This window comes from Rhizobium sp. FG96, from assembly GCF_057808655.1.
Genome location: NZ_JBMDIL010000008.1, coordinates 13,326 through 27,689, shown reverse-complemented (window position 1 = coordinate 27,689; position 14,364 = coordinate 13,326). Strand labels below are relative to the sequence as shown.

Genomic DNA, 14,364 nt, shown 5'->3' with positions numbered 1-14,364 from the left:
CGGCTCAGAGTTCCGACTTGATGTCGCCCATGCGATTCCAGGCGTCGAGGCCGGCAATCTTGTAGGCTTCGGCGAGCGTCGGATAGTTGAAGGTATTCTCGACGAAATATTCGACGGTGCCCTTCAGGTTCAAGACGGCCTGGCCGATATGCACGAGTTCGGTCGCTCCTTCGCCGACGATATGGACGCCGAGCAGGCGGCGGGTCTTCAGCGAGAAGATCAGCTTCAGAAGGCCGGTATCGAGACCCATGATGTGGCCGCGCGATGTCTCGCGGAAACGGGCAATACCGCATTCATAGGGAATGCCGCGCTCCTTCATTTCCTCCTCGGTCAGGCCGCAGGTGGAGATTTCCGGAACGGCATAGATGCCGTAGGGGAAGTATTTGGGCGGCTCCTTGGCGACGGCGCCGACGGCAACGCGCGCCGCGATGCGGCCCTGTTCCATCGAGGTGGAGGCCAGGCTCGGGAAGCCGACGACGTCACCGGCCGCATAGATGCCGGGAACGGAGGTCTCGAAGGTTTCCGGATTGACCTTCAGGCGGCCGCGATTGTCGGCCTCGAGGCCGATCGCCGGCAGGTTCAGCGTGTCGGTGGCGCCCATACGGCCGGCCGCGAAAAGCACCATGTCGGTCGTCAGGTGGCGGCCGTTGTCGAGCGTCAGCTGCACCTTACCGTTATCGAGCTTCTCCACCTTGTCGGCCTTCTGGCCGAGCAGCAGCTTCATGTTGCGGTCGCGCAGCTGGTAGGTGAAGTCCTCGACGATCTCCTTGTCGATGAAATCGAGCATGGTGGACTTCGGATCGAGCAGGGTGACGGCGGTGTCGAGCGCGCTGAAGATCGTCGCATATTCGATGCCGATAACGCCGGCGCCGATAACGACCATCGAGCGCGGCAGTTCCTCGATATCGAGCAGCTCGTCGCTGTCGATGATGGTCTTGCCGTCAAAGGGCATATAATCAGGGCGGAATGGCTTGGTGCCGACGGCGAGCAGAACGCTGTTGGCTGCCACCTGAATGGTCTCGCCGTCGTCCTTGACGACCTGCAGCGTCGAGGCGTCAACGAAGCTCGCCTTGCCGCGCATGTGCTGCACGCGGTTGCGGGCGAACTGGTGTTCGAGAACTTCGACTTCGTGGTCGAGGGTGATCAGCAGGCGGCGGCGCAGGTCCTCGGCGCTGATCTCGTCCTTGACGCGGTAGGCGCGGCCGTAGAAGCCGCGTTCACGCCAGCCGGAGAGATTGAGCGCCGTTTCGCGCAGCGTCTTCGAAGGAATGGTGCCGGTGTGGACCGAGACGCCGCCAACGCGTTTGCCCTGTTCGATGACCAGAACCTTCTTGCCGAGCTTGGCAGCCTGAATGGCGCCGCGGCGGCCTGCGGGACCGCTGCCCACAACAACGAGATCGTACTGGAACATGGCTCAGCCCCGGCTTGGAAGAGGAATCAGATATTGCGCCGCAAAATGTCGCGCATTCACTGGTATCTGGTCAATGTTACAGATGCTTTAAGGGGCAGGTATCAGGAATCACCGAAGCCAAGCAGGGGTTCCATTTTCTCGAATGTTATGTCCATCGGAAAAGCATGCGAGAAAGAGTAGGGGATGTGGCCGTAGCGCAGCGACAGCTGACCCTCGGCAACCTTCTCGCTCTTGCGGGCGATGGCGGCGAGATAGAGCGCCGAGGCAAGGCCTGTCCGGTCGGCACCGGCCTGGCAATGGATCAGCAGCGGCTTCGGCGCATCGCGCATGATGGCGATCAGCTGCATCGCCTGGTCCGGCGTCAACTCCGTCGACGAATTCATCCGGAAATCGATATGCTTGATGCCGAGCGCGTTCGACTGGGCGACCTCGCTGTCATACCAGCCGTGCTTCTCGTTCTCGCCGCGCAGGTTGAGGATCGTCTTGATCCCGTACTTGCCTTCGAAACGAGCGATCGCTGAGGCCGACGGCTGCGAGGAGCGGTAGACCTCACCGGCAACGACGGCATGGAAATTGTCGGTCGCCAGCAGATAGAGATAGTAGCCGCCGATCAGGACGGCGAGCAGGCCGAAGACGTTGAGGATGCGCTTGGTGATCGGAGAAACGGTCAGACGCGGAAATGCCAGTGCCATCGAAATCTCTAGCTCGAATCGCGCTGCGGAATATGCAGCACGCACTCTCTGCGAGCCGAAACTGACACTTACCTGAAAGGGATCAGATCAGGCGCAAGCCCTTGAGGCTGGCATGCCCGTCCTTGCCGATGATGATGTGATCGTGAACGGTGATGCCGAGCGGCTTCGCCGTATCGATGATCATCTTCGTCATGTCGATATCGGCGCGCGAGGGCGTCGGATCGCCGGAAGGGTGGTTATGGACGAGGATCAGCGCTGTGGCGGAGAGCTCCAGGGCCCGCTTCACCACCTCGCGCGGATAGACCGGCGTGTGATCGACCGTGCCGCGCCCCTGCACCTCGTCGGCGATCAGCGCGTTGCGCTTGTCGAGAAAGAGAATGCGGAACTGCTCGCGGGCCTCATGGGCCATCGCCGCATGGCAATACTGGATCACCGAAGACCAGGAGCCGAGCACCTGCTTGTTGCGCAGCTCGCTCTTCAGCGTGCGCTGCGCTACGGCGGAGACGAGCTTCAGATCGAGCGCCACCGCTTCGCCGACACCCTTGACCTCCTGCAGGAGCGCCGTGGGCGCGCCGAAGACGGCGGCAAGTGTTCCGAAGCGGTCGAGAAGCGCCTTGGCGATCGGCTTGGTGTCGCGGCGCGGGATCAGCCGGAAGAGCAGCAGCTCGAGGATTTCATAGTCGGCGAGCGCGCCGTCGCCATTCTCGCGGAAGCGGTTGCGTAATCTCTCGCGATGACCGTGGTAATGCTGCTCGCCACCGATCGATGGCGGCGCGGTCTTTGCGACCGGCGCCGGCTTGGCAGGCTGTTCTGCGAAGAAGAGGCGTTCGTCGACGGGAAGATCGTCGAAAGGCAGTTCATCATCGGAATTCAGAACGGGGCCTTTCGCCATCTTTGTCTCACCCGTTGAGCGGCGCCAGGCCGGGGCGGTCGAGACCGCCGGGCGACAGCGTGAAGATCTCGCAGCCGGTGGCCGTTACGCCGACCGTATGCTCGTACTGCGCCGAGAGCGACCGGTCGCGCGTCACCGCCGTCCAGCCGTCGGCCAGCACCTTCACATGCGGCCGTCCGAGATTGATCATCGGCTCGATGGTGAAGATCATGCCTTCGCGCAGCTCAGGGCCTTCGTTGGCCCGGCCGTAATGCAGGATATTCGGCGAATCGTGGAAAAGGCGGCCGACGCCATGTCCGCAAAAGTCGCGCACGACGGAGCAGCGCTCGGCTTCCGCATAGGTCTGGATCGCCTCGCCGATCGCGCCGGTGCGCGCACCCGGCCGCACGGCAGCGATACCGCGCATCAGCGATTCATGCGTCACTTCGAGGAGGCGCTCGGCGGCGCGCTTGATCTGCCCGACCGGATACATGCGACTTGAATCGCCGTGCCAGCCATCGACGACGAAGGTGACGTCGATGTTGACGATATCGCCTTCGCGCAGCGGCTTGGCATCGGGAATGCCGTGACAGACGACATGGTTGATCGAGGTGCAGGTCGATTTCGTATAGCCGCGATAATTCAGCGTCGCCGGATGGGCGCCGTTGTCCATGCCGTATTCGAACACGAAACGGTCGATCGCATCCGTCGGCAGGCCGGGCTTGACGATGGATGCCAGCTCGTCGAGGCAGCGTGCCGTCAGCTGACAGGCCTTGCGCATGCCTTCGAAAGCGTCGGGGCCATAGAGCCTGATTGCGCCGGTATTTTTCGGCGGCGCCGTGGCGGCTTCGATATAATTCACCATTGCAGGGCCTTAGCGGAAATTGTCCTTGTCGTACATAATGCAGCTATGCCGGGTTCGTCCATCGCGATCAATGGGCGCGTCGGCGATTTGTGTCATCTCAACGCAGAAGAGGCGGCCGGTGGCGCGGCCGCCTCTTCTGTCTTGCATCGAAATTGCGATCAGGAGCGGCGCGAGAAGAGCGACGCCAGCGTCGACTTCGGCGAACCGGCAGAGGTGCCGCTATATTTCGGAACGACGACCAGCTGCTTGATCTCACCGCGCTTGAAGGCGGCCAGGAAGCGCTTGTAATCCTTGAAGGAAACGCAGCCGTTGGAGTCGCCGCGCTTGCCGAGCATGTAGGTGTGGGCAAGCAGGCCGACGCGATTGTGGATGGCGCCGGCGCCACCGACCGGATGCAGGCGGATCGCCTCGACACCGTGGAACAGCGCTTCACGCATCTGAAGGTTATAGGTATGCGGCGGCGTCGGGCCGCGCATCTTCTGGTTGACGAAGCGCGGGTTGTCGCGCATGTTGCCGAGGCCCGAATGCGCCTCAAGGCGATCGCCGTTCGGCATGTAAACGGTACCGGCCGAAATGTCGTAGACGGCAACACCTGCGCGGGCGATCGGCGTCAGCGTTGGCTTGCCGACCTTCGGCATATCGTCTTCGATGTCTTCGTCATCGACCTTGGCATAGGCAAGCGCCGTCTCCGGTGCATTGGCCGCCGTCTTCGGACGGTTCGGGCGGGCCATCGGCAGCGGTACCTCGCCGCCGTCGGAGAGAACGAGGCCGAAAGGTTCGTCGGAGGCGGCGACACCATCGGCGAGCGCGGTCTCGATCGGGGAAGCGGCGGGCGTCGGGCGCGGCTGCGGCATTGCTTCGGCGGCGGCCATGGTCGTTGCGGGTTCAGGCGCCTTGACGGCTGCGACCTGAACCTGAACCGGAGCGGGCAGGGCGGCCGGCGTCGTCACGGCCGGGATCGGCGCGGCGCTGGCGAGTGTCTCTGCCTGCTGCTTCAGCGCCGAAGCGATCTCGCTGCCATTGTTGCGCATGGCAAGCAGCGAAAGTCCGCGGCGCTGCATCAGCGCTACCATGTCCTTGGAGGATTTTGCGGGAACATCCGCCGTCATGCGGTCGGAAACGGTCGTTTGGCCGGGAAGCCGGGAAAACTTGCTGACGTGAACGAGGGCCTGCGCGGCGCCGGCATTGTGATGCGCATGCGCCTTCGGAGCGATGGCGATATCGGCAAACAGGCTCTTGTCTTCGTTGGCAGGCATTGCCGACGAATGCATCGTGGCAACCGATGCCAGTGTCCAGGTCGATACAGCGGCCCCCAGGCCGATGGCAGCAATGACCGGAAGAGCCCGGAAAAGCTTGGCAGAGCCGAAAATTGCCCAGCCGAAAGGGTTAGCGCTTTCACGCGCCTCGACAGCAAACGCCATATTACTCGGTTTCCCAACGCGTCACTAATACCGGCAGCTTACGCAGGACGCTTTAGCCGGAGCCGATAATGAAGCAACAGGGCCTAAATGAGGCACAGCGCAACTAATCCGCTGTTAGTAACTATGGGCGATTATGGTTTCCAATTCCTTTATGCGGCAAAGGAAATGGACGGCGCCGTTTCAAAAAAAGCCTAGGCCCGTTCCATCACGTAGCTGCCCGGTGCTTCTTCGATGGCATTGAGCGACGCGCCGCCGGGCTTGCGGGCGGGAACACGCTTGCCGTCCTTGGCCTCGATCCAGGCATGCCAATGCGGCCACCATGAGCCCGCTGTCTCCTCGGCCTTGTCGAGCCATGTGTCATAATCGCCCTTGGCGGGGCCGCCGGTCCAATACTGGTACTTCTTCTTGTCTGGCGGATTGACGACGCCGGCGATATGTCCCGAGCCGGTGACAACGAAATCGACCTTGCCGCCGAAGAACTGGCTGCCGAGGAAAACCGACTTTGCCGGAGCGATATGGTCCTCGCGGGTCGCCAGATTGTAGATCGGGATCTTCACGTCCTTCAGGGACACGGTCCTGCCGTCGAGCACCATCTGGTCGGCGGTCAGCGCATTTTTGAGGTAGCAGTTGCGCAGGTAGAAAGCGTGGTTGGCCGCGGCCATCCGGGTCGAATCGGCATTCCAGAACAACAGGTCGAAGGGCATCGGCATTTCGCCCTTCAGGTAGTTGTTGACGAAATAGGGCCAAATCAGCTCGGAAGCGCGCAGCATGTTGAAGGCCGTCGCCATCTTCGACCCGTCGAGATAGCCGACCGATTGCATATGCGCCTCGAGGGCCTGCAGCTGCTCCTCGTCGACGAATACCTTGAGATCGCCTGCGTGGGTGAAGTCCACCTGCGTGGTGAACAGCGTCGCCGAGCGGATCCGCTTGTTCTTCTCTTTGGCATGAAGCGCTAGCGTTGCGGCAAGCAGGGTGCCGCCGACGCAGTAACCGACGGCGTTGACGTCCTTTTCGCCGGTCGCCTTCTCGATCGTCTCCAGCGCGAAATCGACGCCCTCGCGGGCATAGGCCGTCCAGTCCTTTTCCGCATGGCGCGAATCGGGATTGACCCAGGAGATGACGAACACCGTCTGGCCCTGATCGACGCACCACTTGATGAAGGATTTCTGCGGATTGAGGTCGAGAATATAGAACTTATTGATCCACGGCGGGCAGATCAGAAGAGGGCGCTTCAGCACCGTCTCGGTCGTCGCCTCATACTGGATGATCTGGCAGATGTCGTTCTGGGCGATCACCTTGCCCGGCGTCAGCGCCATGTCGCGGCCGACGGCGAATTTCGTCATGTCGGTGTGGCGAAGCTTGAGATCGCCATGGCCCGCCACGATATCCTCGGCCAGCATCTTCATACCGCGCACCAGGTTCTCCCCACTGCTGGCGATGGTCTCTCGGTAGAGCTGCGGGTTGGTGGCGACGAAATTGGTCGGCGAGAGCGCGGCGGTGATCTGCTTCACATAGAAGCCGGCCTTGTGCTTGGTGTGCTCGTCCAGCCCCTCGGTCTGCGTCACCATCTTCTCCGCCCAATCGGCGGTGATGAAATAAACCTGCCGCAGGAAGTCGAAGAACGGGTTCTTCTCCCAGTCCTGATCCGAAAAGCGCTTGTCCTTGCGGTCGGGCTCCGGCTCGGCGGCCTCGCCCTGCATGCGCTGCATCGAGCGCATCCAGACGCCGAAATAGCTGCTCATCAGCTGCGTCTGCGCCTCGAAAGTGCGGCGCGGATCGGACATCCAGTATTCGGTGATCTTGGACAGCGTCTTGACCATGTCGGTCATCGGCTCGGCGATCTTGTCGTTGACATCGCCGCGTTCGCGCGGTGCCAGCCATGCAGAAGCGGCCTTGCCGAGATTTTCGAGCGCGCGGGCGAAATTCACCGCCATCGCCTCGGGATCCTTCATCATGTAGGGATCGAGGTTGGTCGCATCGAAGCCTTGCGGCTTGTCCGTCTCGCCTTTCTTGCTGTCGGTCACGCATGTCCTCCGGCGGCAGCAATCATCTGAAATCAATTTGTACATCGTGCCGGAACGAGAAAACAAGTTCAACACAACGCCGCTCATGCTATTGCTTTGTTGCTGCGACAAATTTAACAGTCGCAGTGGCTTCAGGATTTGGAAGATCTGGCATGACGAAGAACGGCAACTCTGGCATCGCAATCGCAACCCGCATGGCATTCATTGCCGCGGCCGCGGCGATGACGCTTGCCGGTTGCTCGTCGACGCCGGAAGAGAAGGCAGCACTCGCCGCCAAGCGAGCGGCCCCCACGGCGGTCGTGATGACCGCCACCAAGGGTGAAGCGCCGGTCGAAAGCGGACTTTCGCATTCGCCGGACGGCTATCCGTCCTTCGGCGCTCCGCTGACGGCCGCCAACGTTCAGATGAACGACGACGAAGCCAAGAGCCTGCAGGCAAAGCTGACCGCGCTCGGCGCACAGCGCAAGGCGGGTACGATTTCCGAGGCCGAGTATCAGCGCCGCGTTGCGGAATACCGCAAGCTCGCCGCCGATCATGGCACCGACACACTCTCGGAAATCACCAAGTAGGCCTTGCCTTTCAGGCAATTTGCACGCAAAGCCTTCCGCACTGGCGGGAGACATGAATTTTCCCGATAATGCTTCGCAGCTGCGGCATCCGTCAAAGAATCGCCGCCTGCAGACAGTCTGATGAATACGGCGCATGCGATTCTGAAGTTCGTATCGCAAGCAGCCGGGAACAGGACGAACTTCGAGCGCGGCCACGGTGGCCGCATTTCCATGGGGAATGAAATGGAAGAGTTTCACAAAGTCCGGCGTTTGCCGCCTTATGTTTTCGAACAGGTCAACCGTTTGAAAGCAAGCGCGCGAGCGGGCGGCGCCGATATCATCGATCTCGGCATGGGAAACCCTGACCTGCCGACCCCGAAAGCGATCGTCGACAAGCTCTGCGAAGTGGTCCAGGACCCGCGCACGCATCGCTATTCGTCCTCCAAGGGCATTCCCGGCCTTCGCCGCGCGCAGGCCGCCTATTACGCTCGCCGTTTTGGCGTGAAGCTCAACCCGGATACGCAGGTCGTCGCGACCCTCGGCTCCAAGGAAGGCTTCGCCAACATGGCGCAGGCGATCACCGCGCCGGGCGATGTCATCCTCTGCCCGAACCCGACCTATCCGATCCATGCCTTCGGCTTCCTGATGGCAGGTGGCGTGATCCGTTCGATCCCGGTCGAGCCAGACGAGAACTTCTTCGCGCCGCTCGAGCGCGCTGTGCGCCACTCGATCCCGAAGCCGCTGGCACTGATCCTGAACTACCCGTCGAACCCGACGGCCTTCGTCGCGACTCTTGATTTCTACAAGGACGTCATCGCCTTCGCGAAGAAGCACGACATCATCGTCCTCTCGGATCTTGCCTATTCGGAAATCTATTTCGACGGCGAGCCGCCACCCTCCGTTCTTGAGGTGCCCGGCGCGATCGACGTCACCGTCGAGTTCACCTCGATGTCGAAGACCTTCTCCATGCCCGGCTGGCGCATGGGCTTTGCCGTCGGCAACGAGCGCCTGATCGCCGCTCTGACGCGCGTCAAGTCCTACCTCGATTACGGCGCCTTCACGCCGATCCAGGTTGCCGCGACGCACGCGCTGAACGGCGACGGCTCCGACATCGCCGAGGTGCGCAACGTCTACAAGCGCCGCCGCGACGTCATGGTCGAAAGTTTCGGCAAGGCCGGCTTCGAAGTGCCGCCGCCGGCTGCCACGATGTTCGCCTGGGCGAAAATCCCGGAGAAGTTCCGTCACCTCGGTTCGCTGGAATTCTCCAAGCTGCTCGTCGAGAAGGCCGATGTGGCCGTTGCGCCGGGCATCGGCTTCGGCGAAATGGGCGATGATTACGTTCGCCTCGCACTTGTCGAGAACGAGCACCGCATCCGCCAGGCTGCGCGCAGCATCAAGAAATTCCTGTCGACGGCCGACGAGACGATGCACAACGTCATCTCGCTCAACGCACACCGCTGATAGAAACCTTCCAATCGGCAGCCGCGCTCCGCGGCTGCCACTCATGAACATTCAGGATCGCTTCATGGCAGACGCCCTCAAAATCGGCATTGCGGGTCTCGGTACCGTTGGTGCCTCGCTCGTCCGTATCATCCAGCAGAAGAGCAACGAGCTTGCCGCCACCTGCGGGCGTCCGATCCACATTACGGCAGTCACGGCCCGTGACAAGAACAAGGACCGCGGCATCAATCTCGGCGGCATCGCCTGGTTCGATACGCCGGAAGATCTGGCTTCCAAGGCCGATATCGACGTCTTCGTCGAGCTCGTCGGCGGCTCCGAAGGTGCGGCCAAGGCTTCGGTCAAGGCAGCACTGGATCGTGGTCTCCATGTGGTGACGGCCAACAAGGCGCTGCTTGCCTATCACGGCGTCGAATTTGCCAAGATCGCCGAGGAGAAGGGCTCGCTGCTCAACTTCGAGGCGGCTGTCGCAGGCGGCATCCCTGTCATCAAGGCACTGCGTGAATCGCTGACCGGCAATTCGATCTCCCGCATCTACGGGATCATGAACGGCACCTGTAATTACATCCTCACCAAGATGGAGAAGGAAGGCCTGTCCTTCGCCGATTGCTTGGCCGAAGCCCAGCGGCTCGGCTATGCCGAAGCCGACCCTGCTTTCGACATCGAGGGCAATGACACCGCGCACAAGCTGTCGATCCTGACGACGCTCGCCTTCGGCAACCAGATCGCGGCCGACGACATCTATCTCGAAGGCATCACCAATATCTCTATCGAGGATATCCGTGCGGCCTCCGATCTCGGCTACCGCATCAAGCTCCTCGGCGTCGCGCAGCGCACCGATACCGGCATCGAGCAGCGCGTTCACCCGACGATGGTTCCGGTCGATTCCGTCATCGCCCAGGTTGATGGCGTCACCAATGCCGTGGCGATCGAATCCGACATTCTCGGCGAACTGTTGATGGTTGGCCCCGGGGCCGGCGGCAACGCAACGGCGTCGTCTGTTCTCGGTGACATCGCCGATATCGCCAAGAGCCAGCCAGGCGCCCAGCGCGTGCCGGTTCTCGGCCACCCGGCCAAGTCGCTCGAGCCTTACCGCAAGGCGCAGATGCAGAGCCACGAAGGTGGCTATTTCATCCGTCTGACGGTTCTCGACCGCACCGGCGTCTTCGCCAGCGTCGCGACCCGCATGGCCGAAAACCAGATCTCGCTGGAATCGATCGTGCAGCGCTCGCAGCAGCATCTTTCGCCCTCGCATCACCAGACGATCATCCTCGTCACCCATGCGACGACCGAGGATTCCGTCCGCAAGGCCGTCGCCGCCATCAAGGGCGAGGGTTACCTCGTGGGCGAACCGCAGGTCATCCGCATCGAGCGCCCCAAGGAAGACTGAGGGTAACGGCAACCCGGGCGTTGCCAGCCGCTTCCAGCCTGCATAAATGTGCTCGTAGAATTATTGCCGCCCCGTCACGGGGCGGTGACATGATGGGGCATTGGCAACATGGTGGATATCCCCGCCGATCCGATACAGCGCGCATTCCTCGGGGTGGAGAAATCCATCCTCGACAATCGCTGGATTTCACGGCTCGATCAGGCCGGGCAGAACCGTGCGCTCGCCATGTCGCAGGTCCACGGCCTGCCGGATCTGATTGCCCGCGTGCTCGCCGGACGCGGCGTTGCCGTCGATGATGCCGTCGAGTTTCTCGATCCGACGATCCGCAGCCTGATGCCGGACCCCTATAAGCTGACGGATTGCGAGAAGGCTGCCAGGCGGCTCGCAGACGCCATTCGCCGTGGCGAGAACGTCGCGATCTTCGGCGACTACGATGTCGACGGCGCCGCGTCTTCGGCGCTGATGTACCGCTTCCTGGCGCATTTCGGCGTGAAGGCCGAGATCTATATCCCCGACCGCATCTTCGAAGGCTACGGCCCCAACGCGGGCGCCATCAACCAGCTGATCGACAATGGCGCGCAACTGATCGTCACCGTCGACTGCGGATCGACCAGCCATGAGGCGCTGGATGCGGCTAAGGCGCGCAATATCGACGTCGTCGTCATCGATCACCACCAGGTGACACACGCGCTGCCGCACTGCCACGCCCTGGTCAATCCCAATCGCGAGGATGATCTCTCAGGGCAGGGCCATCTCTGCGCCGCCGGCGTCGTCTTCCTCGTGCTGGTCGCGACGCTACGGCTGCTGCGCGAGGCAGGCGACAAGCGCATTCTGGCGATCGACCTCCTGCAATGGCTGGATATCGTCGCGCTCGCGACAGTCTGTGACGTCGTGCCGCTCAAGGGGCTGAACCGCGCCTATGTCGTGAAGGGTCTCGTCGCCGCGCGCCATCAGGGCAATGCGGGCCTTGCGGCGCTGTTTCGCAAGGCCGGTCTCTCCGGCCCGGTCACGCCCTATCATTTCGGCTTTCTCGTCGGCCCACGCATCAATGCCGGCGGCCGTATCGGCGATGCAGCACTCGGCAGCCGCCTCTTGACGCTGGACGACGCCGGTGAGGCCGAAACGATCGCCCAGAAACTCGACGAGCTGAACCGCGACCGCCAGGCGATGGAGGCGGCCATGCTGCAGGAGGCAGAAGCCGAGGCTTTCGCCGAATACGGCGACGGGCAGGGCGCGTCGGTCATCGTCACGGCGCGCGACAAATGGCATCCCGGCATCGTCGGCTTGCTGGCGGCGCGGCTGAAGGAAAAGTTCAAGCGCCCGGCCTTCGCCATCGCCTTCGATCCGTCCGGACGCGGCACCGGCTCCGGCCGCTCGATCAACGGTTTCGATATGGGCCGGATGGTCCGCGCAGCTGTCGATGAGGGCCTCCTCGTCAAGGGCGGCGGACACGCGATGGCCGCCGGCCTGACTGTCGAACGCGAGAAGCTTGGCGCGCTGCGCAGCTTCTTCACCGAACGCGCCGAGAAGACGGTCGCCAATCTGGTGGCCAACGAAACCCTGAAGATCGACGGCGCGATTGGTGCGAGCGGCGCGACGCTCGACCTGATCGACCGGTTGGAGACGGCAGGACCCTACGGCTCCGGCCATTCGCAGCCGGTATTCGCAATCCCCGCCCATCGGCTGCGCGATGTCAGGACTGTCGGCGAAAAACACGTTAAGGTGACGCTGGAAGCCATGGACGGCGCCCGACTGGACGGCATCGCCTTCCGCGCTGCCGATACGGCGCTCGGCAATCTCCTGCTCAATTCGCGCGGCGCCAACCTGCATGTCGCGGGCTCGATCGGCGCCGACCACTATCAGGGCTCGCGCCGCATCCAGCTGCGCGTCTCCGACGCCGCTCCCGCGAAGTGAATTACCAGTCGGCCGAAAGCTTGCTCAGATATTGCCCGTAAGCGCTTTTGCCGAGCGCCTCGGCAAGCTTGGCAAGCTGGTTCTGATCGATATAGCCCATGCGCCATGCCACTTCCTCGGGGCAGGCAATCTTGAAGCCCTGGCGCTTTTCCAGCGTGCTGACAAAGGCCGCCGCGTCGAGCAGGCTGTCCGGCGTTCCCGTATCGAGCCACGCATAACCGCGGCCCATCAGCTCGACATAGAGCTCGCCACGCTTGAGATAGGTACGGTTGACGTCGGTGATCTCCAATTCACCGCGCGGCGACGGCTTCAGGTTGGCGGCGATATCGACCACCTGCTGGTCGTAGAAATAGAGACCGGTCACCGCCCATTGCGACTTAGGCTGCTTCGGCTTTTCCTCGATCGACAGCGCATTCATCTTGCCGTCGAACTCGACGACGCCGTAACGCTCGGGATCGGTGACGTGATAGGCGAAGACCGTGGCGCCCTTTGTTCGGGCGGTGCCGGATTTCATGATCTCGGGCAGGCCATGGCCGAAATAGATGTTGTCGCCGAGGACCAGCGCCGAGTTCTGGCCGTTGATGAAGTCGGCACCGATGATGAAGGCCTGTGCCAGACCATCCGGGCTCGGCTGCACAGCATAGGTCAGCGAAATGCCCCATTGCGAGCCGTCGCCGAGCAGGCGCTTGAAGGCCTCGACGTCATGCGGCGTGGTGATGATCAGGATGTCGTTGATCCCCGCGAGCATCAGCGTCGTCAGCGGGTAATAGATCATCGGCTTGTCGTAGACGGGCATCAGCTGCTTCGACACGGCCTGCGTGATCGGATGAAGCCTGGTGCCGGTGCCGCCCGCAAGAATGATCCCCTTCATGCCAGTCTCCTTAAATCGCATTATTCAAAATGGCTTGCATGACAACGTCGGTCGAGCGCTTCCAGTCCGGCAGCCGGATGCCATAGGTCTCCGCGAGCTTGTCACCCGACAGACGGGAATTGGCCGGGCGTCTCGCCGGCGTCGGATATTCCGCCGTGGTGATCGGCACAACATTGGCAGATTTGCCGCCGAGCGCCTTCGACCGCGCAAAAATCTCCCGCGCGAATTCCGCCCAGGTTGCTTCGCCGCTGCCGGTCAGGTGAAAGGTGCCGCGCAGGGCAGGGTCAGCATCCGCGGAGAGCCGCGTCGCGATCGCAATCACCGCCTCGGCAATATCGAGCGCCGACGTCGGGCAGCCGCGCTGGTCGGCGACCACGCGCAGTTCGTCACGGCTTTCGGCAAGCCGGAGCATCGTCTTGACGAAATTCGCGCCGAACGGCGAATAGACCCAGGCTGTGCGCAGAATGACATGATTGGCATTGCCCGCCGCGACGCGCAACTCGCCCTCGAGCTTGGTATTGCCGTAGACCGAAATCGGCCCCGTCGGATTCGTCTCGACATAAGGCGACGGCTTATCGCCGCTGAATACATAGTCGGTCGAGAGGTGGATCACCGGAACGCCAAGTGCCGAGGCGGCCTCGGCAACGGCGCCCGTACCAATGGCATTGACCGCATGAGCGAGCTCGGCCTCGCTCTCGGCCTTGTCCACCGCCGTGTAGGCTGCCGCCGACACGATCACGTCAGGCTGCGCTGCCGCTAGAGCCGGCAGCACGCTGGCGGGATCGGTAAGGTCGAGGTCCGGTCGACCGATGGCGATGAGCTCGACCCCGTGGGCCGGAGCCATTGCCAGAAGCGACTGGACGACTTGTCCCTGTTTGCCCGTGACTGCGATGCGCATC

General features: G+C 62.4%; 12 protein-coding genes. 4 read left to right on the top strand and 8 right to left on the bottom strand.

The annotated features are described in order from the left end of the window. Positions 1-4: 4 nt before the first annotated feature. The 6 genes from sthA to ACODR6_RS17005 all read right to left on the bottom strand — a co-directional run bounded on the left by sthA (position 5) and on the right by ACODR6_RS17005 (position 7,284). Positions 5-1,411, bottom strand: coding sequence for a Si-specific NAD(P)(+) transhydrogenase (gene sthA, locus ACODR6_RS17030; protein ID WP_112711603.1), 1,407 nt, complete (start codon positions 1,409-1,411; stop codon positions 5-7). A 101-nt stretch (positions 1,412-1,512) separates the two neighbouring features. Continuing rightward, a complete protein-coding gene (locus ACODR6_RS17025) occupies positions 1,513-2,103 on the bottom strand; it encodes a dual specificity protein phosphatase family protein (RefSeq protein WP_112711604.1) in 591 nt (196 codons plus the stop codon). An 82-nt stretch (positions 2,104-2,185) separates the two neighbouring features. After that, positions 2,186-2,995 (bottom strand): RadC family protein, encoded by an 810-nt coding sequence (gene radC / locus ACODR6_RS17020; protein ID WP_199629365.1) that lies wholly within the window; start codon positions 2,993-2,995, stop codon positions 2,186-2,188. Positions 2,996-3,002: 7 nt separating this feature from the next. Further along, positions 3,003-3,839, bottom strand: coding sequence for a type I methionyl aminopeptidase (gene map / locus ACODR6_RS17015; protein ID WP_112711607.1), 837 nt, complete (start codon positions 3,837-3,839; stop codon positions 3,003-3,005). A 158-nt stretch (positions 3,840-3,997) separates the two neighbouring features. Further along, the gene (locus tag ACODR6_RS17010; RefSeq protein ID WP_489023177.1) at positions 3,998-5,260 is read right to left on the bottom strand and encodes a DUF2778 domain-containing protein; all 1,263 of its coding nucleotides are present in this window, start codon (positions 5,258-5,260) and stop codon (positions 3,998-4,000) included. A gap of 191 nt (positions 5,261-5,451) precedes the next feature. After that, on the bottom strand, positions 5,452-7,284 hold the full coding sequence (locus ACODR6_RS17005) for a PHA/PHB synthase family protein (RefSeq protein ID WP_203428959.1): 1,833 nt from the start codon (positions 7,282-7,284) through the stop codon (positions 5,452-5,454). 152 nt (positions 7,285-7,436) lie between these two features. Here ACODR6_RS17005 and ACODR6_RS17000 point away from each other — a divergent pair, with 152 nt between their 5' ends. The 4 genes from ACODR6_RS17000 (at position 7,437) to recJ (ending at position 12,594) form a co-directional block, all read left to right on the top strand. Next, positions 7,437-7,853, top strand: a complete 417-nt coding sequence (locus ACODR6_RS17000) for a hypothetical protein (RefSeq protein WP_203428958.1) — start codon at positions 7,437-7,439, stop codon at positions 7,851-7,853. A gap of 222 nt (positions 7,854-8,075) precedes the next feature. Beyond that, entirely contained in the window at positions 8,076-9,293 is a 1,218-nt protein-coding gene (locus tag ACODR6_RS16995) for an LL-diaminopimelate aminotransferase (RefSeq protein ID WP_203429988.1), read from the top strand. A 64-nt stretch (positions 9,294-9,357) separates the two neighbouring features. Beyond that, positions 9,358-10,680, top strand: a complete 1,323-nt coding sequence (locus ACODR6_RS16990; RefSeq protein WP_489023174.1) for a homoserine dehydrogenase — start codon at positions 9,358-9,360, stop codon at positions 10,678-10,680. 108 nt (positions 10,681-10,788) lie between these two features. Continuing rightward, a complete protein-coding gene (gene recJ / locus ACODR6_RS16985; RefSeq protein ID WP_489023172.1) occupies positions 10,789-12,594 on the top strand; it encodes a single-stranded-DNA-specific exonuclease RecJ in 1,806 nt (601 codons plus the stop codon). Position 12,595: 1 nt separating this feature from the next. On the opposite strand, the gene rfbA is transcribed toward recJ, so the two are convergent. Next, the gene (rfbA, locus tag ACODR6_RS16980) at positions 12,596-13,465 is read right to left on the bottom strand and encodes a glucose-1-phosphate thymidylyltransferase RfbA (protein WP_489023170.1); all 870 of its coding nucleotides are present in this window, start codon (positions 13,463-13,465) and stop codon (positions 12,596-12,598) included. A gap of 10 nt (positions 13,466-13,475) precedes the next feature. After that, positions 13,476-14,363, bottom strand: coding sequence for a dTDP-4-dehydrorhamnose reductase (gene rfbD, locus ACODR6_RS16975; protein ID WP_489023168.1), 888 nt, complete (start codon positions 14,361-14,363; stop codon positions 13,476-13,478). Between the last annotated feature and the right edge of the window lies 1 nt (position 14,364).

What these genes read in the sequence shown, in the direction of transcription:
- ACODR6_RS17010 (WP_489023177.1), bottom strand. Translation starts at nt 5,260, where the DNA reads ATGGCGTTTGCTGTCGAGGCGCGTGAAAGCGCTAACCCTTTCGGCTGG.
- radC (WP_199629365.1), bottom strand. Translation starts at nt 2,995, where the DNA reads ATGGCGAAAGGCCCCGTTCTGAATTCCGATGATGAACTGCCTTTCGAC.
- rfbD (WP_489023168.1), bottom strand. Translation starts at nt 14,363, where the DNA reads ATGCGCATCGCAGTCACGGGCAAACAGGGACAAGTCGTCCAGTCGCTT.
- ACODR6_RS16995 (WP_203429988.1), top strand. Translation starts at nt 8,076, where the DNA reads ATGGAAGAGTTTCACAAAGTCCGGCGTTTGCCGCCTTATGTTTTCGAA.
- recJ (WP_489023172.1), top strand. Translation starts at nt 10,789, where the DNA reads ATGGTGGATATCCCCGCCGATCCGATACAGCGCGCATTCCTCGGGGTG.
- sthA (WP_112711603.1), bottom strand. Translation starts at nt 1,411, where the DNA reads ATGTTCCAGTACGATCTCGTTGTTGTGGGCAGCGGTCCCGCAGGCCGC.
- ACODR6_RS17000 (WP_203428958.1), top strand. Translation starts at nt 7,437, where the DNA reads ATGACGAAGAACGGCAACTCTGGCATCGCAATCGCAACCCGCATGGCA.
- ACODR6_RS17025 (WP_112711604.1), bottom strand. Translation starts at nt 2,103, where the DNA reads ATGGCACTGGCATTTCCGCGTCTGACCGTTTCTCCGATCACCAAGCGC.
- map (WP_112711607.1), bottom strand. Translation starts at nt 3,839, where the DNA reads ATGGTGAATTATATCGAAGCCGCCACGGCGCCGCCGAAAAATACCGGC.
- rfbA (WP_489023170.1), bottom strand. Translation starts at nt 13,465, where the DNA reads ATGAAGGGGATCATTCTTGCGGGCGGCACCGGCACCAGGCTTCATCCG.
- ACODR6_RS16990 (WP_489023174.1), top strand. Translation starts at nt 9,358, where the DNA reads ATGGCAGACGCCCTCAAAATCGGCATTGCGGGTCTCGGTACCGTTGGT.